Raw genomic sequence first — 20,875 nt, 5'->3', positions numbered from 1 at the left:
GCTCAGGCCGCTTTTTCAAAACCGGCCAGCGCGCTCGACAGATTGCGGCCCAGGTCGTCCGACAGATAGCCGCCTTCCTGCACCAGCACCGTGGGCAACCCCAGCCGGGCGATTTCGCCGAGAATCCTGCCGAAACCTTCGGTGGTGACCGCGAGCGCCTGATACGGATCGTTCTCGTGTGCATCCAGACCCAGCGCCACTACCAGCGCTCCCGGCGCATAGGCACGGATGGTGGCCAGTGCGATGGCTAGCGCCGCCAGGAAGCCCTCATCCTGAGTGCCGCGCGCCAAGGGAAGGTTGAGGTTGTAGCCCAGCCCTTCGCCTTCGCCGATCTCATGTGCGTGGCCGGTGAAGAAGGGCGTGCAGAAATGCGGATCGCCGTGCAGCGAGATGGTCAGCACATCCTTGCGGCGCCAGAAGATGCCTTGCGTGCCGTTGCCATGGTGCACGTCGATGTCGAGGATCGCCACCCGATCATGCTTCTGGCGCAGGTGCTGTGCTGCGATGGCGGCGTTGTTCAGATAAGTGAACCCGTTGGCGCGATCGGCATAGGCGTGATGGCCCGGCGGACGGCACAGCGCGTAGGCGGCACGTTCGCCATCGAGCACGAGTTGCGCCGCGTGCGTGGCCACGTGCGCCGACCAGGTGGCGGCATGCCAGGTATGGCGGCCGATGGAGCAAGCCATGTCGCCCATATGATAGCCAGCCTGGCCGACCAGACTGTCGGGATAGGTGAAGGGCTGTCCGGGGAAGGGATGAACATTGGGCATCACCTCTTCGGAGGCGCCATCGAGCAGTTGCCAGCGTTCCCATGCCGTTTCCAGAAAGCGCAGGTATTGGGGGGTATGGATGGCCGCGCGCGGGCCGCTGCCGTGGTCTTGCGGGGTGACGATTTCATGGCCCTGGGCACGCGCTGCACTGAGCAGCAGCAGGCCGCGCTCCGGTTGTTCATTGCTGCGCTTCATGCGGCCGCGCACGATGAATTGCTGCGGGTCGTGGCCGGCGTGCTGGTCGCTGTAGATGACTTTCATGTGAGCTCTCGCTTGGTAAGTAGGCGTTCAATGCAAGGTCGGTCCGGCCCGGTGCGGTTCAGTATTGCGACGCCACGGTCCAACTGACGGCAATCTCGGCCATGCGTGCCGGCTGCTCCATCAGCTTTTAGAGAACAGGCTGCAAGCGTGCTCCTTGGCATCCTTCAGGTGATAACGCAAGGCATCCTGTACGGCGGTCACATCGCGCTCGGCCAGCGCACGCACGATCGGCCGGTGGGTTTCGGCCAGCGCCTTCAGGTCGCCGTAGCTGCCTTCGCTCAGTGCCAGGAACATGCGCACCTCGGTCTGCAGATTGTCGAACAGGCGATGCAGGTAATCATTGCCCGAGAGCGCGCTGATGGCGAAGTGAAAATCCAGATCCAGCGCCACCCGTTCCACCGTGGACAACTGCTCGGCGCGTGCCACCATGTCATCCACCCGGGCATCAAGCTGTGCCAGTTCTGCCTCGCTGGCATGCTCACAGGCCAGCGCTGCACCCAGCAGTTCCAGCTGGATACGCACGTCATAGATGTCGTTGACCTGCTTGAAGGTGACCGTGCGCACCGCAAAGCCATGGCGTGGCCGCGACACCAGCAGGCCCAGGCTTTCCAGCCGTCGTGCGGCTTCCCGTACCGGTGCGCGGCTCACGCCCATCTGCCTTGCCAGTTCGGCTTCGACGATGCGCTCGCCGGGTCCGATGCGACCCGACAGGATGGCTTCCTGCAACTGCGCCTCCACCACTCCCACCAGGTCTGGCATCTGGATCGACGAAAATGCGGGAGAGGGCACTTCGGCCCGGCTGCTTGTCATGATGTGCTCCTTCAATCTTTTTTCGGTAGCGGCGGATCATACCAGCCGTCCACTCCGCCACTGCTGCTGCAGGCCCTAGGCCCTGAACTCCTCCTCGAAGCGGCCCATGGCGCGCTCCAGGCGCGCAAACAAGTCCTTCAGCTGTACCTCGGTGATGATCAGCGGGGGGCAGAAACCAATGCTGTCGCCCATCGGACGTACGATCAATCCTTCTTCCAGCGCCAGCGCAGCGAAGCGGCTGCCGGCCTTGCGTTCAGCCGCGAAGGGTGTGCGTGCCGTCTTGTCGGCCATGAGTTCAATGGCGCCGATCAGGCCCATGCCGCGCACCTGGCCCACCCACGGCCGTTGGGCAAATGCACGCAGGCCGCTCTGGAAGGCCGGGGTGATCTCGCGCACGTGGGCCAGGATGTTTTCGTCCTGATAGATTTGCAGCGTCTCCAGCGCGACTGCGCACGACACCGGATGGCCGGAATACGTGTAGCCGTGACCGAAGCTGCCCAGTTTGCCGCTGTGCGCGGCGATGGCGCTGTGCACCTTGTCGTTGACTAGCACCGCCGAGATCGGTACATAGCCCGACGACAGCCCCTTGGCACAGGTGAGAATGTCGGGTGTGATACCCAGCGTGGTGGAGCCGAACATGTTGCCGGTGCGCCCAAAACCGCAGATGACTTCATCGGCGATCATCAGCACATCGTATCTGCGCAGCACCGCCTGTACCTTCTCGAAATAGCCGGCCGGCGGCACCAGCACGCCGCCGGCACCCATGATCGGTTCGGCGATGAAGGCTGCCACCGTTTCCGGACCCTCGGCCAGAATGGTCTGTTCCAGTTGCGTCGCCAGGCGGGTGGAGAAATCCTGTTCGGTTTCGCCGGGCTGGGCATAACGATAATGATGCGGACAATCCACGTGCAGGAAGCGCGCCGGGTCCATGGCCACGGGCAGGTCGAAATCCTTGTGGTTCCCTTCCAGGCCGCCCATGCTGGCGGCGGCCACGGTCACGCCGTGATAGGCATTGCGCCGGGCGATGATTTTCTTCTTGTCGCGCTTGCCGATGGCGTTGTGGTAATACCAGACCATCTTGACAGCGCTGTCGTTGGCTTCCGAACCGGAGTTGGCAAAGAAGACGCGCGCCATCGGTACAGGTGCAATGGCCAGCAGGCGTTCGGCCAGCTCGGCCACCGCTACGTTGGAGCGCTGGTTGAAAGTGTGATAGTTGGGCAAGGTCGCCAATGCACGTGCACCGGCCTCGGCCAGACGCTGGTTCGAAAAGCCCAGCGAAGCGCACCACAGACCGGACATGGCTTCCAGATAGCGCTTGCCCTGATCGTCGATCACATGCACGCCGTCGCCCTGCACGATCACCAGCGGCGGCGTCTGCGGCAGCGCGGCCAGATTGGTATAGGAATGCAGGTGGGTGGCGACGTCCTTTTCGCCGGTGCTCAATGCAGCGCTCATGGGTTCCTCTTTCTCTCGGTATGGATCAGTGAGGCGCACAGGCGCGCCAGGTTGTCGTCAGTCTGCCGTGCGATGGCTTCCGGTTCGGTGCGCGTGGCGATGTGCGGCGTCACGGTGATCTGCGGATGGCGCCAGAACGGATGTGCGCAGGGCAAGGGCTCTTCGGTGAAGGCATCCAGCACCGCAGACGCAATCTGGCCGCTGGCCAGCGCCACCAACAGATCCTCCTGTACCAGATGAGCACCGCGCCCGGTATTGATCAGGCGAGCAGCCTGTGGCAACTGGGAAAACAGGCGGGCGTCCAGAATGCCGCGGGTATCATCGGTCAGCGGCAACAGATTGACCAGCGTGTCGCAGCCGGCCAGGAATTGGGCACGTTGCGCATCGCCATGGAAATAGTCGATGCCGGGCGGCAGATCATGCTGCGGGCTGCGGCTCCAGCCGCGTACCCGATAGCCGATGGCCATCAGGGCGCCGGCGACGGATTTTCCCAGCACACCCAGTCCTGCAATTCCCACCCGATGACGGCCGGGCGGCACGACCGCAGCCTCTTCCCAGGCGGCGCGGCGCTGGCTGTCCAGATAAGCACCCATATGGCGCTGGCCATGTACCACTGCCCAGGCGACATAGGCGTTCATGCCGGCAGCCATGTCGGGATCGATGATGCGGCACACCGGTACGTCCGGCAGCGCCGGATCGCGCGTGATGTGATCGATGCCGGCCCCCACCGATTGCACCAGCCGCAGACGCGGCATGCGTGCCAGCAAACCGGGCGGCGGCGACCAGCAGACCGCTGCATCGATGCAGTCCAGCGCATCCAGCGCCTGCTCCTCGATATCGATACGATGAAGGACGGCCGTCGGAAAGCGTGCAGCAAAGGCAGGGCGCAGATAGTCCATGGCGATCTGATCCGACACCAGGGCAATGTTCAACGTCATGCCATCATCCCCTGCGGCGCCTGCAGGCGCGGCTGCGCCTCGATCAGGGTGCGCGTATAAGGGTGCTGCGGGTTGGTCAGCACTTTGGCCGTCTCGCCGTATTCGACGATCTGGCCACGCTGCATCACGGCAATGTGGTCGCACATCTGGCCGGCCACACGCAAATCATGGGTGATGAACACCATGGCCAACTGGAATCGCTCGCGCACTTCGGCAAACAGCTTGAGCACCTGCGCCTGCACCGAGACGTCCAGCGCCGACACCGGTTCATCGGCCACCAGCAGTTCCGGTTCCATGGCCAGCGCGCGGGCGATGCCGATGCGCTGGCGTTGGCCGCCGGAGAACTCATGCGGGAAACGCTCCAGCGCTTCCGGTCCCAGCCCGACCAACTGCAGCAGCTCGGCTGCGCGCGCCATGGCTTGCTGGCGCGACATACCCTGTGCGATGGGGCCTTGTGCGATAGCAGCGCCGATGCGATGGCGCGGGTTCAGCGAGGCGTAGGGGTCTTGAAACACCATCTGGATCTTGCCCTGCGTCTGGGCGCGGAATTGCGCGCCTGATTGCAGCACCTTGCCCTTGAACAGCACGCGCCCGCTGTCGAACGGAGCCAGGCCGACGATGCAACGGCCTACGGTCGACTTGCCCGACCCCGATTCGCCTACCAGCCCCAGCGTTTCACCACGGCGCAGGTCGAACGACAGGTCCTTGGCCGCCTCCACCCGGCGTCCACGCTTGAACAGGCTGCCGCCGGTGACATAAGTCTTGCGCAGATCCTGTACCTGCAGTACGTGATCCACCGGGCGCGCTTTGGACGACTGGCGCACTTCGCCGTTGGGAATGGCGGTGATCAGTTTGCGGGTATAGGGATGGCTGGGATGCGCCAGCACGACATCGGCGGGGCCTGCTTCAACCACCTGACCGGTCTGCATCACCACCACCTGATCCGCGATCTCCGACACCACGCCGAAGTCGTGGGTGATGAACAGTACGGCGGTGCCACGCCGCTGCTGCAGCTCGGCGACCAGCTTGAGAATCTGCGCCTGCGTGGTAACGTCCAGCGCCGTAGTGGGCTCGTCGCAGATCAGCAAGGCTGGTTCCAGCACCAGGGCACAGGCAATCATGACGCGCTGGCGCTGTCCGCCGGACAGCCGGAAAGGGTAACTGTCGATCAGCACTTCAGGCTCGGGCAGGCCAACGTCGGCCAATGCGGCGATGATGCGCTGGCGCTTTTCGGCGGCCGACATTTTTACGTGGGCCTCGAATACTTCGGCGATCTGCTCACCGATGCGCATGACCGGGTTGAGCGCCGTCATCGGTTCCTGAAACACCATGCCGATGCGACGTCCGCGCAGCGCGCGCATTCCTGCCTCGTTCAGTTGCAGCAGATCGAGACCATCGAACAGGATGCGGCCAGCCACCGGTTCCACATGAGGGCGCGGCAGCAGACCCATGATGGCATTGGCAATCATCGACTTTCCCGATCCCGATTCGCCCACCACGCACAGCGTCTGGCCAGGCATCAGCTTGAACGAAACCTGGCGTACCGCAAGCTCGCGGTCGCCGCCGGCCGGCAGGCGGATATCGAGGTCCTGTACTTGCAGCACGGGTACCGTGATCTGTTCCATTTTCATTTCCCCCTCCCGTCAGCACGTGCGTTGAGGCCGTCGTTGAGGCCTTCGCCCACCAGATTTAGCGCCAGTACCGTCAGCAGGATCGCCATCCCGGGGAACACCGCCATCCACCAGGCCTGGCGCAGCACGGTGCGAGCCGAGCCGACCATGTAGCCCCAACTCATCTGACTGGGGTCACCCAGTCCCATGAAACTCAATGAAGATTCCAGCAGGATCGCAGTGGCCACCATCAGCGAGGCCATCACGATGATGGGCGAAGCCGCATTGGGCAATATCTGCGTCAGGATGATGCGCGGTGTGGACTGGCCCGCCAGTTGGGCGGCGGCCACGAAGTCCCGCTGGCGCAGGGTGAGGAATTCACTGCGCACCAGCCGCGCCACTGGCGGCCACGACACCACGGCGATGGCCGCCACGATGGATTGCACCGAGGGCGAAAAGATCGCAACCAGCACGATGGCCAGCGCAAAGCTGGGCACGGCTTGGAACATTTCGGTGAAGCGCATCAGGGCGGCATCGATCCAGCCGCCGAAGTAGCCCGAGATGGCACCCAGGCCCACGCCGATAAGCAACGAGACCACCGTCGACACTACCCCGATGAGCAGCGAGACGCGGGCACCCGAGACCACGCCCGACAGAATGTCGCGGCCCATCGTGTCGGTGCCCAGCGGCAAGCCCTGTTCTGCCAGCGGCGCAGCGAAGGGCATGCCAACCATGTCCCAGGGGCTGCTCTGCACCAGCCATGGGCCAAAGGCCGTGACCAGCACCACCAGCACCAGTACGATCAGACCGAACACCGCGCCCTTGTTGCGGCAGAAGCGCCGCCAGAAATTGCTCTTCATGACGTCTCCTTGGCTTAGCCCAGTTCGATGCGTGGATCGACGATGGTGTAGACGAAATCGGTAATCAGGTTGAACAGCACGGCCATGGCAGCGCTGAACAGAAAACATCCCAGCAGCAGGTTGTAGTCGCGCTGCAGCAGCGCATCAAACATCAGGCGGCCGATGCCCGGCCAGGCGAACACGGTCTCTGTCAGCACGGCACCGCCGATCATGCCGCCGGCCTGAATGCCGGCCAGGGTGACGACTGGCAGCAGCGCATTGCGCAAGATGTGACGACGCTGGATGCGCCCTGGCGATACACCCTTGGCGCGCGCGGTCTTGACGAAATCCATCTGCGCCACTTCCAGCATGGAGGCACGCGTCATGCGTGCATACACCGCCATGTAGAACAGCGCCAGTGTCAGCGCCGGCAGAATCAGGTGCTTGCCGATATCGATGGCCTTGCCCAGTCCTGACAGCTCCGCACCCACGGTGAAAAAGCCGAATGCGGGCAGCAGTTCAAAGCGCACCGAGAACAGCAGCACGGCCATCATCGCCAGCCAGTACAGCGGCGTGGCATAGAACACCAGCGAGACAACCGTGCCGAGACTGTCCTGCCACTTGCCCGCATGCCGCGCCGACCACGCACCCAAGACGATGCCGAAGAGCAGCGACAGCCCGAAGGCAGCACCGGTCAGCAGCAGCGTGGCCGGCAGGCGGTCCATGATCAGGCTCGCCACCGATTGCTGCTGGCGATAGGAGAAACCCAGATCGAGTCGGATGGTATGTTCCAGATAATTGACCAGTTGCACCGGCAGCGGCTGATCAAGGCCGAATTGCTGGCGCAGCTGAGCCACGAACTGGGCGTCGGAAGCGCCGGCTTCGCCGGCCATCACGGACACCGGATCGCCCGGTGCGGCACGCACCAGCATGAAATTGACGGTAGCGATCACCAGCAGGGCGAACAGGCCTTGCAGCAGACGCACGGACATGAATTGAAGTCGTTTCATCGCAGGCTCGGGTTCGGGCATGCAGCGGCCCGTCCAGCCTCGGCCGGACCAGCGCATGCGGGATCAAAAAAACGCAGATCGGATTGGTCGTCCGGCCGGTTTCAGGCCAGCTTGGCCCGTCCCAGACTGTCATTGAGGCCGATGCCGGAACTGATGACGTTCTGGATCCTGGTGCGATACAAGGTGGGAAAATTGATTTCATGCAGCCATGCCACCGGCACCTCGTCCACCAGGATCTTCTGCACTTCCTGATAGATGGCGCGACGCTTGTTCTGGTCACCTTCGCGTGCGCCGGCGGCAAACAACTCGTCCACCTTGGGATTGACATAGCCGGCCGCATTGTTGAACGGCGAACCCTTGGCGATGTTGTCGCTGGTGTAGTTGCGTGAAACCCCGAGCGCCGGGTCGCCGTACTGATAGACATAGGTAAAGGCCAGGTCGAAATCCCATTCGCTGCAGCGCTGGTTCCAGCCAGCTACGTCGGTGGCGACCATCTCGATCTTGACGCCGGCCTGGCTCAGGTTCTGGCGCACGATCTCGGCCTGACGCTGCCATGATTCCCCATAGGGCAGCGGCAGCAGGCGCAGGGTCTGGCCCTTGTAGCCGGCTTCGGCCAGCAAGGCCTTGGCCTTGGCCGTATCGTGCGGATACCTGGCAACGTCTTCGCTGGCGAAGGCGATGTGGCTGTTGAACGGGCCGGTGGCCGGCTTGGCATAGCCATACCAGGCGATCTTGGCGATGGCGTCGCGGTCGATCGCAGTCCAGATGGCCTGACGGAATTTGATGTTGTCCATCGGCGCGGTCCGGTTGTTCATCCATAGCCAGCTTTGTGGCGCGAAAAATTCCCAGCCCTTGGTGGTGACGGCGGCGCCCGGCAATTTGGACAGGCGCGCCACGTCGAAGTACTCGATCGTACCGCCCGGTGCGATGTCGACCTTGCCCGACTCAAAGGCTGCGGCGCGCGCGGCGGCGTCGGGAATCACGTGGAAGTAGATGCTGTCGATGCTGACGACGCCGGCCTGGTGGTAGTTCTCATTGGCGACCAGGTGGATGTAGGAGCCCTTGGACCATTCCTTGAACTTGAGCGGGCCGGTGCCGATGGGCGTGGCGTTGGCCGGATTGGTCAGGAAGTCAGTGTTTTCGTAGAGATGCTTGGGCACCATCGGCATGGTGCCGTTTTCGAAGATGCCCAGGAAGGGACCGAAGGGCTGTTTCAGCTTGAACTCGACCGTCAGCGGATCAATGGCCCTGATCGACTCGACCTGCGCCAGACTGGCGCGCAAGCGCGCATGGGTCTTGCGCAGGAACACGTCACAGGAAAACACCACGTCGGCAGCGCTGAAGGGCTTGCCGTCGTGCCATTTGACGTTGGGCTTGAGCTTGAATGTATAGGTTTTCTTGTCGGCGCTGACGGTCCACGACGTGGCCAACTGCGGCTGCGGCTCAAGCTTTTCGTTATAGCGCAGCAAGCCTTCGTAGATATTGCCGGCGATCATCTGGGCGGGCGCGTTTTGTACGATCCCGATCATGAGGCCCGGCGGTTCGGGCTGGACCAGCACGTTGACGATGCCCTTCCTGGCCTGGGACAGACTGGCCAGCGGTACGCCGGCGATGGACAGGCCGACGGCGGCAGGAATGGCTTTGATCAGATGGCGGCGTTTCATCGATGCAAACCTTTCAGGGTGGGAGAGGGAGGGAGTCTCAGTCGCGGTAAGAACTGGTGGAGGGCGGCTCCAGACGTTGCAGCAGGGCACGCCATTCGCGTGCGTAAAGGTCGGCCGGCGCGCTGGCCAGGCGATTGGTGTCGCCACTCTCGTACTGGCTGGCGGTCAGCTCGCAAATCTCTTCCGGCACCGGGTTGGTGGCCTGGCCGGAACTCTGTATGGCCACCTGCACGCGGCAAGCGCGCTCCAGGTTGTGCATCAGGATGAAGGCTTCGGCCACGCTGCGGCCTAGTGTCACCAGGCCATGGTTGCGCAAGATCAGGGCGCGCAGGCTGGGCCCCAGGTCAGCCACCAGGCGCTCGCGTTCGGCGTGGTTGAGCGCGATGCCTTCGAATTGGTGATACGCCACTCTCTTGTGGAATTGCAGGGACCACTGGTTGCAGGGTTGCAAGCCATCGGCCATCGACGACACCGCCACGCCGGCCACGGTATGGGTGTGCAGCACACACACCGCATCGTGGCGCGCCGCGTGCACCGCGCTATGGATGGTAAAACCGGCCGGGTTGACGTCGTACTCACTGGGTTCGACGATGTTGCCGGCCAGATCGATTTTTACCAGTGAGGACGCGGTGATATCGCGAAAAAGCATGCCGAAGGGGTTGATCAGGAACTGGTCATCCGTGCCGGGTACGCGCGCTGAAATGTGGGTATAGATACTGTCTTCCATACCGTATAGGGCTACCAGGCGATAGGCGGCGGCCAGTTCCTGGCGGATCTGCCACTCCGCCGGCGACCTGGAGGAGTGGGAGTTGCGGACATCCAGCGCACTGCGTTCGAGTGTTTCCATGCGATCTCCGTGTGAGTTCTGGCGGACGACTGTCGGCTGTCGACAGATAGCATGAGCATGAAATGTGCCAGGCAGTTTTCGCTACAAATAGAGGTATAAACCGGGGCTTGGATGCTATTGGCGCACTTGCTGCGCACTATGGCGGTGCTTCTCTACTTTTTGTCCGCATCTAAACAGACCGTTGGTGCACACCTGTGGTCCATACCATCCGCACCCAGGGCACAGGTGCTGCCATCGGCCAGCGCGGCAAGAACGTAGAAGATAAAACGGTGTAGTCAGCATGGCGGCTGTTGAGCAATATCTGCTCTATCTTGTCGAGTGAATGCTGATTATTGATGGGGGACAGCGACCGGCGGCTACGGTATGGAGCAAGAGGGTGTCGCAGGAGATTGGACGGTAATGGAGGTTTGTCATTGCTTGAGTCAAAGGACTAGCATTCCCTCCGACCATCGGAATTTTCTATCAGCGCTCCCCCAAGCGCGCTTCGTTACGCATCTTAAGGCCGAAGAGAGTACCATCGCATCCCATCGCATCCCATCGCTTCCCTGCATTTGATGATCCGCACGATGCTCACCCGCCCCCCTGCACTGAGTCTGCCTTTTCGCCTGATCTTCGCAGCTCTGCTTCTGGCTCTCTCGATGATGGCCGGCGTCGCTGTGCATGCCCAGGATCGCCGCCTGGTGGTCGAGCCATCGCTTCCGCCGCAGTCGGCTATCTGTACGACACTCGTTCCGGTGCAGCCCAGTTCGGTGATACAGGAAACCCGACGCTTGCAGCAGGCCATCGATGCCTGTGCTGCCGGCCAGGCGGTCAGGCTGATGGCAAGTGTTGCGGGTGGTCGCTTTGTCAGCGGCCCTCTGGTGATGAAGTCAGGCGTTACGCTCTGGATCGACGAGGGCGCTACCCTCGTAGCGGCCGCCGATCCTGCCTTGTTTGATCGCAATGGCCACTGCGGCACCATTGACGAGAAGGGCGCAGGATGCCGCCCCTTCATTCTCTTTGAAGGTGCGCGCGGCGGCGGCATCGTCGGCACCGGCCGCATTGACGGGCAGGGCGGTGAGGTCATGGCGGGCAGCAAGGAATCCTGGTGGCAACTGGCGCGGCGCGCGCAGCGGGAGCGCGGCAAACAAAATGTGCCGCGCCTGATTCAGGTGGTGCATGCGCGTGACATCACGTTCTATCGGATCACCCTCGTCAACTCGCCCAACTTCCACGTCGCCCTGAGCCAGACCGAGGGCGCGACCATCTGGGGAATACGCATCGATACCCCGGCCGATGCCCGCAACACGGATGGCATCGATCCTGCCGACGCGCAGGATGTCACCATCGCCCACAGCTTCATCCGCACCGGTGATGACCATATCGCCATCAAGGGCGGTCATGGCGGCGCCCACCATGTTTCTATCGTGGACGATCATCTGTATTGGGGGCATGGCCTGTCCATCGGTAGCGAGACATCCGGTGGCGTGAGCGATATCCTGGTCCGCGATGTCAGCATCGATGGCGCCGTCTCCGGCCTGCGGATCAAGAGCGATGCCAGCCGCGGTGGCCTGGTCAGCGCGGTGCGCTACGAGAATGTGTGCCTGCGCAATAACCGCCGTCCGCTGGAGTTTGATACCCGTTATGATGCGCACGCCACGGGCGACGCCATTCCCGTCTACCGCGATATCCTGCTGCACCATGTCAGCGGAGAGGGCGGCACCCTGGTCGTGCGAGGCCATGATGCGGATCATCTCCTGGAACTGACGCTCGATGGTGTCACCTTTGCCGAAGAGGCCGCCTGGCAAGTGGAATATGCGCATTTGAGTTCCGGGCCGGGTGGCGTATCCCCTCTGCCTGCCGGCCTGGCCGCCCCGGTGGCCGGCGTGGAACAGATGCAGTGTGCTGCGCGCTGGACGCCGTTTCCAGCCGGTTGATGGCCGGTGTCTGCTTGCCCGTCAGTCATCCAACGCGCTGGATGACTGTTGTTTGTTTTCTCGACGTCACCGCAATCGCCCTACACAGCACCAGCTGGCGGGGCCGAGCGTCCTTCATTCTTCCTGACTTTTCCAACATCACGCTGAGCGCGCCGAAGAAAAGTACGGCTGGAGCAACCGGGAGGTCTATATCGGCACGCTGACCAGTCCCAGGCCCGCGCGCCAGGCCGTGCTGATCAGGGTATTCAGAATCCTGCCCTGAATAAGCCGTGGGGGGCGTTTTTACTTCCTTATGGTTCTACCGCCTGATTCTGCCTTTCCTCCTCGCATCAACGTTAATCACACTCAGTGGCCTTCCCGTCAGGAAGCCATGTGTTCCTGATGTTTCTCCACTCCAAGGTGGAATCTGTGGTCTTTTAGGCAACTGACAAGATTACAAGCTTTTCGCGATCTCGCGGGTAATTTACAGCTATTTAACGTCAGTCACGCTCAGCTTGTTGTGTGCGCGGAGAATTCGCCAAGGCTGATGCCGTAACTCAACTACCTCAGGAGGAAAGTCAAATGCGCACTGGAAGCGCAGAAACCCGGTGTCGGATAGCGACGTCCACCTGCTGTTGAGTCAGTTGAAGTGTCTCGGCAGCATGTTGGAAAGCTTGCCCGAGAGGCTTGAAGAGGCGGCATCGATGGTCAGGCAGGACCGCTCCTGATCGCCAGGTCTGGCGCCGGTTTTGCTCTGAGCAAGGCCTGTCAGTCAACGTAGGTTCGGTTGCTGGTGATGTGTCGACAAGAGGGGGCTCTTTCGTCGGCGCGTCCGAGGCAAAGAAATACAAAAACTCAAATACACAATCGCCAAATACGGCTTCAGAAAGGGGAACAGCATGTTTTCATCACTTACCGTCGGTAAAAAATTAGGTCTGGCATTTCTTGCACTGGTCGTGGTCTCGTTGATTGGCAGCAGCGTGTCCTTGTTCAATTTCTCCAGGCTCGAAGGGGCCAGTGCCATGAACATCCATACCTATGAAGTGATGGGGGCGGCCGACGACATGCTGCTCAACATGGTCAATATCGAAACCGGCATTCGCGGCTACGTGGCGTCGGGCAATGAAGCTTTTCTTGATCCGTACAAGGATGGCCGCAAGAATTTCCGCACGGCCTTCGAGAAGGCCAGGTCGCTCACGGCTGACAATCCCGCCCAGCAGAAGCGTCTGGTGGAAATGCTCGATCTGACCGACAAGATCGAGGAAGTCGATCAAAAGCTGATGAAGCTGAGAAAAGAGGCCAATGCCAGCGCATCCACCCAGGAATTGCAAACCTATTTCGCTGCCACCCACGACAAGATCTTCATGGATCGCTTTCGTGTCGTACAGCAAGAATTCGTGCAGGCCGAGGAGTCGCTCTTGTCCGTGCGCAGCGAGCAGGTGCATACCTTGAGCAAGTCCACGTTGTGGACTCTCATCGCCGCCGGTTCGATCACGATCCTGCTGGCCATCGGTGCGGGGCTGACCATCACCCGCAGCATCCTCCACGCCCTGGGCGGCGAGCCGGCTGATGCCGCTGCAGTGGCGCAGTCCATTGCGGCGGGGGACCTGACCGTGGCCGTGGCGCTCAAGCCGAACGACCGTACCAGCCTGATGGCATCGCTGATCAGCATGAAAGATCAGTTGACCAATATCGTGCGCGGCATCCAGGCTTCAGGTGAATCGATCACCGTGGCAGCCGGCGAGATTGCCACCGGCAATACCGACCTGTCCCAGCGCACCGAAGAGCAGGCCGCTTCGCTCGAAGAGACCGCCTCCAGCATGGAGGAACTGACCTCCACCGTGCGGCAGAACTCCGATAATGCCAAGCAGGCCAACGTGCTGGCCGAGAACGCGTCGAGCCTCGCGGTCAAGGGCGGGGAGGTGGTCAGTCGTGTCGTTGACACCATGAACGAGATTTCGGATAGTTCCAGCAAGGTGTCCGACATCATCACGGTGATCGAAGGTATCGCCTTCCAGACCAACATTCTTGCGCTCAATGCGGCAGTTGAGGCTGCCCGCGCCGGCGAGCAGGGACGCGGTTTCGCGGTAGTTGCCAGCGAAGTGCGCTCTCTGGCACAACGCAGTGCGGCAGCGGCCAAGGACGTCAAGGATCTCATTACGCTGTCGGCCGAACGGGTTGGACGGGGCACGCAACTGGTAGGCGAGGCCGGCGTGACGATTGGCGAAGTGGTGCAGGCCGTGCGCAACGTAACCGACATCATGAACGAGATCAGCGCCGCCTCGTCGGAGCAGACCGCAGGCATCGAGCAGGTCAACCAGGCGCTGGCCCAGATGGATCAGGTCACCCAGCAAAATGCGGCACTGGTGGAGCAGGCCGCTGCAGCGGCACAAGCGATGTCGGAGCAGGCCACCGAACTGCGCTCGGCGGTCGGAGTGTTCAAGGTGGCAGGTGCTGCACAAGCCGGAGTGGCTCCCGCACCTGCTCGTGCTGCGCCTCGCCCGGCCCCGGCAGCAAAGACCGTCGTGCGTGAAACCGCCACGCTGCCCTTGCCCAAGAAGAATGAAGCGGTCAAGGAGAGTGTGGCGACGTCCAAGCACAATAAGGCTGATTCGGAGTGGGAGACCTTTTGAAAGGCGCCGTGATACCAGACGGCACGCATGAGCTGGCGATGCGCGCCGTCTTCCCAGGGCCGCTGGTTCAGTGAAACATCGCGCCGGCCCCGGCTGCAACGCCGGGGCAGCGTGCCAAATCTTCCTGTTCCTCGATGAACAGCAAAAATTCCATATGGTTCCTGGCGTGCACCCACGCCGCCAGCGACCGCCCGCCTTGTGCGCGCGCAGCGCCGATATGCCGGGCAATCAGTGCGCCCAGGCATTGCCTGATTTCGGCGGACTCAGCGCCAGCCGCATGCATGGCCACCAGACAATTGCGCGTCGCACTGCGGATCAGGTCCCCGACGATGAGATTGGCGCCGGCCTTATCGGCCAGTTCGGTGACGATCGCAAGGTATCGGTCGGCGATGTTCTCTGCAAAACTATTTATCATTATTTCTCCCGGCCGTTACCTTATATCGTCTTGATTACGCCGCGCCATCAGGAGAATCCTGAGGACCGTGCTTCCTTGCGATGGCCCGAGCGTCTTTGTCTCAGGCAATTTCTGATGGCGGAGCCTGGTTGCCCAAACGATAATGGCGCCATGAGACGTCACCGTGCAGGAGATAGCAATGGAAGTGTGTTCGATCAAGGTGGCGTCCCGGGCGGCCAAGAGATTCGTGGCCGCCGTATGCGTCATCATCGTCATGCTGGAGGCATGGACCAGCTGGCATGAACATGCCGCCGAGATGGAGGAATCGTTTCGCTCCACGGCCAACATGGCGCTGGCCCTGTCGCAGCATGCGGACCAGGCGCTGGATGAAGTGGATATCGTGCTCAAGGAGGTCCTGGAGCAGGTGCAGGGCAATTCGCTCCCGTCGATGGGCAACGAGCGCCTGCACAACTTCCTGGTCCGCAATGTCGGGGAGGTGGTGCAACTGGCGGGCCTGTTCGTCTACGATGAAAAAGGGGCATGGATCGCCTCATCCCAGCCTGTGCTGGAAACGCGTTTCAACAACAGCGACCGCGATTATTTTCAGCATCACAAGGCACATCGTCTTAATACCCCCTTCATCGGCAAGCCCGTGCGCAGCAAGTCGACCGGCCAGTGGGTGCTCACGATGAGCCGGCGCATCAACAAGCCCGATGGTTCTTTCGGCGGGGTCGTGCTGGCCACGCTGGATATCCAGTTCTTCGAGCGCTTCTATCGCCAGTTCGATATCGGCCGGGAAGGTGCCATCATGCTGGCTTCCGACGATGCCCCCGTCCTGTATCGCAGGCCCCTGCTTGCCGACTCGATGGGAAAATCGCTGGAGCAATCAGTCCTGTTCCAGCAGCACGTCAGGTTCGCCGAGGCAGGGCAGGTTGAAGTGCGCTCGATACAGGACGGTGTGCTGCGCATCTACGGCTTCAGGCACCTGGCCAATTACCCGCTCTTCGTCAACGTCGGCGTCTCCAAGGAAGAGATCCTCCAGACCTGGCGGCGGCGTGCCCTCTGGCGTGCTGCCGGCATCATCCTGCTGCTGCTGGCCATCGGCTACGGTGGCAACAAGATGGTCGCCCAGGTATCGCTGAGGGAGCGCGCGCAGACCGAGGCGGTGCAGGCACAGGCTGAGCTCGAGACGATGTTCCAGCTGCTGCAGAGCCAATCGCGGCGCGACGGATTGACCGGTGTCGTCAATCGCCGTCACTTTGATGAACTGCTGGAATCGGAAGCCGCGCGCTTCGCCCGGGCGGGCGGGGCTTTTTCGCTGCTCATGATCGACGTCGATTACTTCAAACAATACAACGACAGGTATGGCCATGCGGCAGGCGATGTCTGCCTGAAGATGATCGCCTCAGCCATCGCGGCGGCCGCCCAGCGTGAAACCGATACGGTGGCGAGATACGGCGGCGAAGAATTCTCGGTATTGCTGCGTGAATGCGGCCGTGACGGCGCAGTCATCGTCGCCGAGCGGATAGACGCGGCAGTCCGGGCTCTCGCCATTGAGCACGCCGCCGGTACAGACGGCCGGGCCAGCGTGAGCATCGGCATCACCTCCGTCGAATCGAGGGCAGGCTTCCCCTACCTTCCGCGCGAGCTCGTCGATAGTGCTGACAAGGCGCTCTACCAGGCCAAGGCGCAGGGCCGCGGCCGATGGGTATTCCGTGAATTCAGCGGCAGCAGGCCGACGACGGCCTGGTCTGCCTAGAACGCATCTCACGCCTATTTATGAAATGGGTTCTAGAATGCATCTCACGCCTGTTGAGGAAATGAGTTCGGTCGCCCCGGGGAGCCTCAGGCAGAGCCGTGTGCAGGCGCCTCGTCGTCCGCAGCGTTCGGGCTTTTCTCCACCAGCACGCCGCCGCGCCCGATGCGCTGGATACCGGCCGGCGCATTGAGCGGAGGTTGGCCGCCCAAGGTCCCTTCGTGGCCTTGAGGCTCTTTCTCGAAGTGGGTCCGGGTCGGTCCTTCCTTGGGACGGCGGGCTTGCTCCTCTTCACGGTTGATGTCGTGCTGATGGTTGCGGTCGGGGGCGGTCATGGCAGTCTCCTTGGAAAACTCACAAGGTAGTCCCGTCTGCCCAAGCGCGTTATCAGAAGCGCCCGCAGAATCAAGTCAGCCAGGCACCGACACGTCTTGCGCCAGCCTCAATCGGTGTCGTTCGAGGGGCGCAATGCGCGCTCCCTGATCTTCTCCATGGCCCGCATCAAGGCCTCGCGCTCGCTGCAGCTCAGCGTCTGCAAGAGGTGGGCTTCACGCTCTTGCACCATCGGCACGATCTTGCGGTACAGCTTGCGGCCTTGCGCCGTGGGCTTGACGAGGCGGGCACGCGCATCCTCCGGGCTGGGCTGGCGCACCACCAGTCCATCCTGTTCCATGCGTGCCAGGGCGCGGCTGACCTGCATCTTGTCCAGCGAAGTGTGCGGGACAAGATCACTGGCCTGCATCTGGCCCTCTTCGGCCAGCGCGGCGAGGATGCGCCACTCGTCACGGCTCAGGCCGAAGCGGTCCGCATAGACGCTGGCGACCGATCGGCTCACAGCCTCGGCCAGCTGAGCCAGCTGATAAGGGAAGAAGGTTTGCAGTTTCATTTCGCTATGGTAACAGACGTTACCAATCCGGCATGGCAACCGGACATTTGATCCACATCAAGAACCGTGCATGCACGGCCGCACTTGGCCTTTTTCGGCGTTGACCCTGGCCGTGCGTCCTCCATATAGTAACAATTGTTACTAATTACAGGATTGCCATCCGAGGAGACGCCCCATGAAGATCGACCGCATCCATCACGTTGCCTACCGCTGCAAGGACGCCCGGCAGACCGTGACCTGGTACCAGAAATATCTCAATATGGATTTCATCCTGGCCATTGCCGAAGACCAGGTGCCCTCCACCAAGGCGCCCGATCCGTATATGCACGTCTTCCTCGATGCCGGGCAGGGCAACGTGCTGGCCTTCTTCGAGATCCCCAACTCGCCGCCCATGGGGCGCGACACCAATACGCCTGCCTGGGTGCAGCACATCGCCTTCAAGGTGGACAGCGAAGCCACGCTCAGGGAGGTCATGCAGCGCCTGCAGGCCGATGGCATCGATGTGGTCGGCATCACCGATCACACCATCTTCAAGTCCATTTACTTCTTCGATCCCAGCGGCCATCGCGTCGAGCTGGCCGCCGATTGCGCCAGCCCGGAGCAGCTGCGGCGCCTGGATGAGGTCAAGTGGGAGATGCTCGACGAGTGGGCAAGTACGCGCCGCGCCCCGAAGCACGCTGCCTGGATGCATGCGCAGGAATTCACGGCGACTGCCCAATAAAGAATCGCCACTACCGCGCCCATCATTGCGCGGTAGTAGCCGCCTGTGCCTGGCGAATGCGCTTGAGGTGATACATGCCCTGGTCGGCGCAGGCCAGCAGTTCTTCCATCGACCGCCCATCCTCGGGATAGTGTGCATGGCCCAGACTGGCCCTGACCGACAATGCTGCAGGGCCGATCTGGAAGGGCGTCTCCAGCGACTGGGTGAGCTTGTCGCGGATGACGTGGATGTCACCGGTGGCAACGATCTCGGTGAGTACCACGAATTCATCACCGCCGATGCGTGCAATCGTGTCGGCGTGCCGCAGGCTGGCGCTGAGCCGCTCGCCGATCTGCATCAGCAGCAGGTCGCCGGCCGCATGGCCGTGGCGGTCGTTGACCGACTTGAAGCCATCCAGATCGAGGAACAGCAGCGCAAAGCTGCCCTGTTCGCGCTGAGCGCGGGCAATGGCCGCGGTGATGCGCTGCGCCAGCAGGCAACGGTTGGGCAGACCGGTCAGACCGTCGTAGAGCGCTTGCTGGCGCAGTCTGTCATTGGCGGAGCGCGCTTCGTGCAACTGCCGGTGCAACTGGCGGCAGCGCACGCGCGCCGACGCCAGCAGGGCACCCAGTGCACCCATCACGCCCAGTGCGCCAACGGCACCCAGGGTGCCGGACGAGACATGTTTCCACACCATCTGGCTGAGCCTGGCCAATTCGCTGTTATCCATCCCAAACATAAAAGGCCGCACCTTCTTTCATTGCCACGCAGATGAATCCTCTGCCATAGATGTTCCGGATCTCGAAGCGGGTGTGGGCCAGCTGGGCCAGCTTCTTCCGGATGCGATAGATGATGGTATCGATGCGATGCGGATCGATGATCTCGGCCGTGATATTGAGCGCATGCATCAGGTGTTCCGTACTGACCGGGAAATGCGGGTTCAGGAAGAGCGTGGTGAGCACTGCGCATTCCCTCTCACTGAGCGCGACGCGTTCATTGTGGGGACTGACCAGGGTGCCGTGGCGACGATAGAGGGTCCAGGCTTCGGTCGTGCCGGCAGCAGGCAGATGCAGGATGCGCAGGCGCCGCAGGAAGGAGCGAATGGTGGCCAGCAGCAAACCTTCCCTGATCGGCTTGGGGAGGAAGTAGTCAGCGCCGTCGTGCAAAGTGTCTTCCTGCACCGCCTCGCTGACGTTCTCGCCGATGACGACGATGCCCAGCATGGGAAACTTTTGCCGCAGATCCGCTACCAATGGCCGCAAGCCCGGCACGAGCCGATGCGTCTCGATGATCAGGATGGCAGGCTTTTTTTTTGAATCTCGTCCTCCAGCGCTGACAGTGCCGTCACAGTCCTTACCGGTAATCCACTCGCATGCAAGGCCTTCAGCACAACCCCTGGCCCTTCGCCTGGATGCTCTACGATTAACACTGCCACGTCGATTCACATCCCCAAAATGAAACAGCCCTGATAGTCCGCTCGTAACGGATCAGTATCATTGTCGGTTACGTTATACCTGCTTTTACCTGCACGGAGTTTCACAGAAAATCTCGATTGTGTTGCATTTTGGAAATGCGGCGCGCGATGATGCCATGCTTTTCACCTGATCGCAAATGCATGCTGTACGGGGCTGTATGGCCCCAAAAAAAAGACGGCAACCCGCAGGTTGCCGTCTTTTTTTGACACACAGTGGCCGCAAGATACGGCCGCCAGGATCAGTAGATGTCCAGTCCGAAATACTGGGCTACGTCACCTTCGGTCCAGTCCTTGATGACATCGCGTTCCAGCAGGACACGATATTCCGAGCGCTGCACGCCCGCTTCCTGCTGGATGATGCGGCTCTCCAGGGTATAGATGGTCTGGTGGATGCGGGTAGTCATCGAGGCCTGCTTGATGATGCTGCCCACTTGCGGTTCCTGCTGGTCGTCGTTGGCGGGGATATCCATGGAGCCTCTTATTTCATCTGTGCGCGGCGCGCCAGGATCTTCTCGAGCTTTTCCTTGAGCGTGGCGGCGTTGAAGGGTTTGACGATGTAGCCATCGGCGCCTTCCTGGGCCGCCATGACGATGTTTTCCTTTTTGGCTTCGGCCGTGATCATCAGCACGGGCAGATGTGACAGGGCCGGCGTGGCGCGGATCTTCTTGAGCAGCGTCAGGCCATCCATGACCGGCATGTTCCAGTCGGTCAAGACGAAGGTGATGCCGGAGGCGCCTGATTCCAGGATCTTCAGCGCCGTGGAGCCATCATCGGCTTCCACGATCTTGGTGTATTCGAGCTCCTTGAGCAAACCGCTGACGATGCGGCGCATCGTCGAGAAATCATCGACGACGAGAAAATGTTGGTCTGTATCAGCCATGGTGGTGATGTCCTTGAGGGGGGGCAATGTTGCGGAAAGCCAATGCGATGCCG

General features: G+C 61.7%; 20 protein-coding genes. 4 read left to right on the top strand and 16 right to left on the bottom strand.

Translation table 11 applies throughout. The features are described 5' to 3' along the window. Window positions 1-2: 2 nt before the first annotated feature. The 9 genes from ACVC5H_RS17730 to ACVC5H_RS17690 form a co-directional block, all read right to left on the bottom strand. Window positions 3-1,031, bottom strand: a complete 1,029-nt coding sequence (locus ACVC5H_RS17730) for a histone deacetylase family protein (RefSeq protein WP_489619097.1) — start codon at window positions 1,029-1,031, stop codon at window positions 3-5. A gap of 120 nt (window positions 1,032-1,151) precedes the next feature. Then, window positions 1,152-1,841 carry a GntR family transcriptional regulator gene (locus ACVC5H_RS17725; protein WP_489619096.1) on the bottom strand — a complete coding sequence of 230 codons (690 nt, stop codon included), beginning with the start codon at window positions 1,839-1,841 and terminating at the stop codon, window positions 1,152-1,154. A 75-nt stretch (window positions 1,842-1,916) separates the two neighbouring features. After that, complete coding sequence (locus ACVC5H_RS17720) at window positions 1,917-3,296, bottom strand: aspartate aminotransferase family protein (protein WP_489619095.1); 1,380 nt, start codon at window positions 3,294-3,296, stop codon at window positions 1,917-1,919. Then, window positions 3,293-4,234 (bottom strand): 2-hydroxyacid dehydrogenase, encoded by a 942-nt coding sequence (locus tag ACVC5H_RS17715; protein WP_489619094.1) that lies wholly within the window; start codon window positions 4,232-4,234, stop codon window positions 3,293-3,295. The genes ACVC5H_RS17720 and ACVC5H_RS17715 overlap by 4 nt, the downstream gene beginning before the upstream one ends. After that, window positions 4,231-5,859, bottom strand: coding sequence for an ABC transporter ATP-binding protein (locus ACVC5H_RS17710; RefSeq protein WP_489622721.1), 1,629 nt, complete (start codon window positions 5,857-5,859; stop codon window positions 4,231-4,233). The genes ACVC5H_RS17715 and ACVC5H_RS17710 overlap by 4 nt, the downstream gene beginning before the upstream one ends. Window positions 5,860-5,861: 2 nt before the next feature. After that, a complete protein-coding gene (locus ACVC5H_RS17705) occupies window positions 5,862-6,704 on the bottom strand; it encodes an ABC transporter permease (RefSeq protein ID WP_489619093.1) in 843 nt (280 codons plus the stop codon). Between the two features lie 14 nt (window positions 6,705-6,718). Beyond that, window positions 6,719-7,693, bottom strand: a complete 975-nt coding sequence (locus ACVC5H_RS17700; protein ID WP_489619092.1) for an ABC transporter permease — start codon at window positions 7,691-7,693, stop codon at window positions 6,719-6,721. A gap of 101 nt (window positions 7,694-7,794) precedes the next feature. Then, entirely contained in the window at window positions 7,795-9,357 is a 1,563-nt protein-coding gene (locus ACVC5H_RS17695; protein ID WP_489619091.1) for an ABC transporter substrate-binding protein, read from the bottom strand. A 37-nt stretch (window positions 9,358-9,394) separates the two neighbouring features. Continuing rightward, entirely contained in the window at window positions 9,395-10,204 is an 810-nt protein-coding gene (locus ACVC5H_RS17690) for a class II aldolase/adducin family protein (RefSeq protein WP_489619090.1), read from the bottom strand. Window positions 10,205-10,770: 566 nt separating this feature from the next. On the opposite strand from ACVC5H_RS17690, the gene ACVC5H_RS17685 reads away from it, so the two are divergent. Continuing rightward, entirely contained in the window at window positions 10,771-12,120 is a 1,350-nt protein-coding gene (locus tag ACVC5H_RS17685) for a glycoside hydrolase family 28 protein (protein ID WP_489619089.1), read from the top strand. An 878-nt stretch (window positions 12,121-12,998) separates the two neighbouring features. Further along, a complete protein-coding gene (locus tag ACVC5H_RS17680; RefSeq protein WP_489619088.1) occupies window positions 12,999-14,732 on the top strand; it encodes a methyl-accepting chemotaxis protein in 1,734 nt (577 codons plus the stop codon). A gap of 67 nt (window positions 14,733-14,799) precedes the next feature. Here ACVC5H_RS17680 and ACVC5H_RS17675 read toward each other — a convergent pair whose 3' ends face one another. After that, window positions 14,800-15,147: a hypothetical protein gene (locus ACVC5H_RS17675; RefSeq protein ID WP_489619087.1), complete on the bottom strand. Its 348-nt coding sequence runs from the start codon at window positions 15,145-15,147 to the stop codon at window positions 14,800-14,802. A 178-nt stretch (window positions 15,148-15,325) separates the two neighbouring features. Between ACVC5H_RS17675 and ACVC5H_RS17670 the strand changes: the two genes are divergently transcribed. Beyond that, entirely contained in the window at window positions 15,326-16,885 is a 1,560-nt protein-coding gene (locus ACVC5H_RS17670; RefSeq protein WP_489619086.1) for a sensor domain-containing diguanylate cyclase, read from the top strand. Between the two features lie 86 nt (window positions 16,886-16,971). On the opposite strand, the gene ACVC5H_RS17665 is transcribed toward ACVC5H_RS17670, so the two are convergent. Beyond that, a complete protein-coding gene (locus tag ACVC5H_RS17665) occupies window positions 16,972-17,217 on the bottom strand; it encodes a hypothetical protein (RefSeq protein WP_489619085.1) in 246 nt (81 codons plus the stop codon). A 107-nt stretch (window positions 17,218-17,324) separates the two neighbouring features. After that, window positions 17,325-17,768, bottom strand: a complete 444-nt coding sequence (locus ACVC5H_RS17660) for a MarR family winged helix-turn-helix transcriptional regulator (protein WP_489619084.1) — start codon at window positions 17,766-17,768, stop codon at window positions 17,325-17,327. Between the two features lie 175 nt (window positions 17,769-17,943). Between ACVC5H_RS17660 and ACVC5H_RS17655 the strand changes: the two genes are divergently transcribed. Then, on the top strand, window positions 17,944-18,489 hold the full coding sequence (locus ACVC5H_RS17655; protein ID WP_489619083.1) for a VOC family protein: 546 nt from the start codon (window positions 17,944-17,946) through the stop codon (window positions 18,487-18,489). 22 nt (window positions 18,490-18,511) lie between these two features. Here the strand turns inward: ACVC5H_RS17655 and ACVC5H_RS17650 are convergent, their stop codons facing one another. The 4 genes from ACVC5H_RS17650 to ACVC5H_RS17635 all read right to left on the bottom strand — a co-directional run bounded on the left by ACVC5H_RS17650 (window position 18,512) and on the right by ACVC5H_RS17635 (window position 20,822). Continuing rightward, window positions 18,512-19,165: a diguanylate cyclase domain-containing protein gene (locus ACVC5H_RS17650; RefSeq protein ID WP_489619082.1), complete on the bottom strand. Its 654-nt coding sequence runs from the start codon at window positions 19,163-19,165 to the stop codon at window positions 18,512-18,514. Between the two features lie 25 nt (window positions 19,166-19,190). Further along, a complete protein-coding gene (locus ACVC5H_RS17645; protein WP_489619081.1) occupies window positions 19,191-19,691 on the bottom strand; it encodes a response regulator transcription factor in 501 nt (166 codons plus the stop codon). Window positions 19,692-20,181: 490 nt separating this feature from the next. After that, the gene (locus tag ACVC5H_RS17640; protein WP_489619080.1) at window positions 20,182-20,412 is read right to left on the bottom strand and encodes a hypothetical protein; all 231 of its coding nucleotides are present in this window, start codon (window positions 20,410-20,412) and stop codon (window positions 20,182-20,184) included. A gap of 8 nt (window positions 20,413-20,420) precedes the next feature. Further along, on the bottom strand, window positions 20,421-20,822 hold the full coding sequence (locus ACVC5H_RS17635; RefSeq protein WP_338718786.1) for a response regulator: 402 nt from the start codon (window positions 20,820-20,822) through the stop codon (window positions 20,421-20,423). Window positions 20,823-20,875: the final 53 nt, after the last annotated feature.

The sequence above is a fragment of the Herbaspirillum sp. Her3 genome, from assembly GCF_057961275.1.
This window is presented reverse-complemented; position numbering and strand designations above follow the sequence as displayed.

Coding starts and splice junctions, on each gene's coding strand:
- ACVC5H_RS17660 (WP_489619084.1), bottom strand. CDS start 17,768: ATGAAACTGCAAACCTTCTTCCCTTATCAGCTGGCTCAGCTGGCCGAG.
- ACVC5H_RS17650 (WP_489619082.1), bottom strand. CDS start 19,165: ATGGTGTGGAAACATGTCTCGTCCGGCACCCTGGGTGCCGTTGGCGCA.
- ACVC5H_RS17690 (WP_489619090.1), bottom strand. CDS start 10,204: ATGGAAACACTCGAACGCAGTGCGCTGGATGTCCGCAACTCCCACTCC.
- ACVC5H_RS17655 (WP_489619083.1), top strand. CDS start 17,944: ATGAAGATCGACCGCATCCATCACGTTGCCTACCGCTGCAAGGACGCC.
- ACVC5H_RS17675 (WP_489619087.1), bottom strand. CDS start 15,147: ATGATAAATAGTTTTGCAGAGAACATCGCCGACCGATACCTTGCGATC.
- ACVC5H_RS17700 (WP_489619092.1), bottom strand. CDS start 7,693: ATGAAACGACTTCAATTCATGTCCGTGCGTCTGCTGCAAGGCCTGTTC.
- ACVC5H_RS17730 (WP_489619097.1), bottom strand. CDS start 1,031: ATGAAAGTCATCTACAGCGACCAGCACGCCGGCCACGACCCGCAGCAA.
- ACVC5H_RS17640 (WP_489619080.1), bottom strand. CDS start 20,412: ATGGATATCCCCGCCAACGACGACCAGCAGGAACCGCAAGTGGGCAGC.
- ACVC5H_RS17635 (WP_338718786.1), bottom strand. CDS start 20,822: ATGGCTGATACAGACCAACATTTTCTCGTCGTCGATGATTTCTCGACG.
- ACVC5H_RS17665 (WP_489619085.1), bottom strand. CDS start 17,217: ATGACCGCCCCCGACCGCAACCATCAGCACGACATCAACCGTGAAGAG.
- ACVC5H_RS17670 (WP_489619086.1), top strand. CDS start 15,326: ATGGAAGTGTGTTCGATCAAGGTGGCGTCCCGGGCGGCCAAGAGATTC.
- ACVC5H_RS17710 (WP_489622721.1), bottom strand. CDS start 5,859: ATGGAACAGATCACGGTACCCGTGCTGCAAGTACAGGACCTCGATATC.
- ACVC5H_RS17725 (WP_489619096.1), bottom strand. CDS start 1,841: ATGACAAGCAGCCGGGCCGAAGTGCCCTCTCCCGCATTTTCGTCGATC.
- ACVC5H_RS17695 (WP_489619091.1), bottom strand. CDS start 9,357: ATGAAACGCCGCCATCTGATCAAAGCCATTCCTGCCGCCGTCGGCCTG.
- ACVC5H_RS17685 (WP_489619089.1), top strand. CDS start 10,771: ATGCTCACCCGCCCCCCTGCACTGAGTCTGCCTTTTCGCCTGATCTTC.
- ACVC5H_RS17645 (WP_489619081.1), bottom strand. CDS start 19,691: ATGCTGGGCATCGTCGTCATCGGCGAGAACGTCAGCGAGGCGGTGCAG.
- ACVC5H_RS17680 (WP_489619088.1), top strand. CDS start 12,999: ATGTTTTCATCACTTACCGTCGGTAAAAAATTAGGTCTGGCATTTCTT.
- ACVC5H_RS17720 (WP_489619095.1), bottom strand. CDS start 3,296: ATGAGCGCTGCATTGAGCACCGGCGAAAAGGACGTCGCCACCCACCTG.
- ACVC5H_RS17705 (WP_489619093.1), bottom strand. CDS start 6,704: ATGAAGAGCAATTTCTGGCGGCGCTTCTGCCGCAACAAGGGCGCGGTG.
- ACVC5H_RS17715 (WP_489619094.1), bottom strand. CDS start 4,234: ATGACGTTGAACATTGCCCTGGTGTCGGATCAGATCGCCATGGACTAT.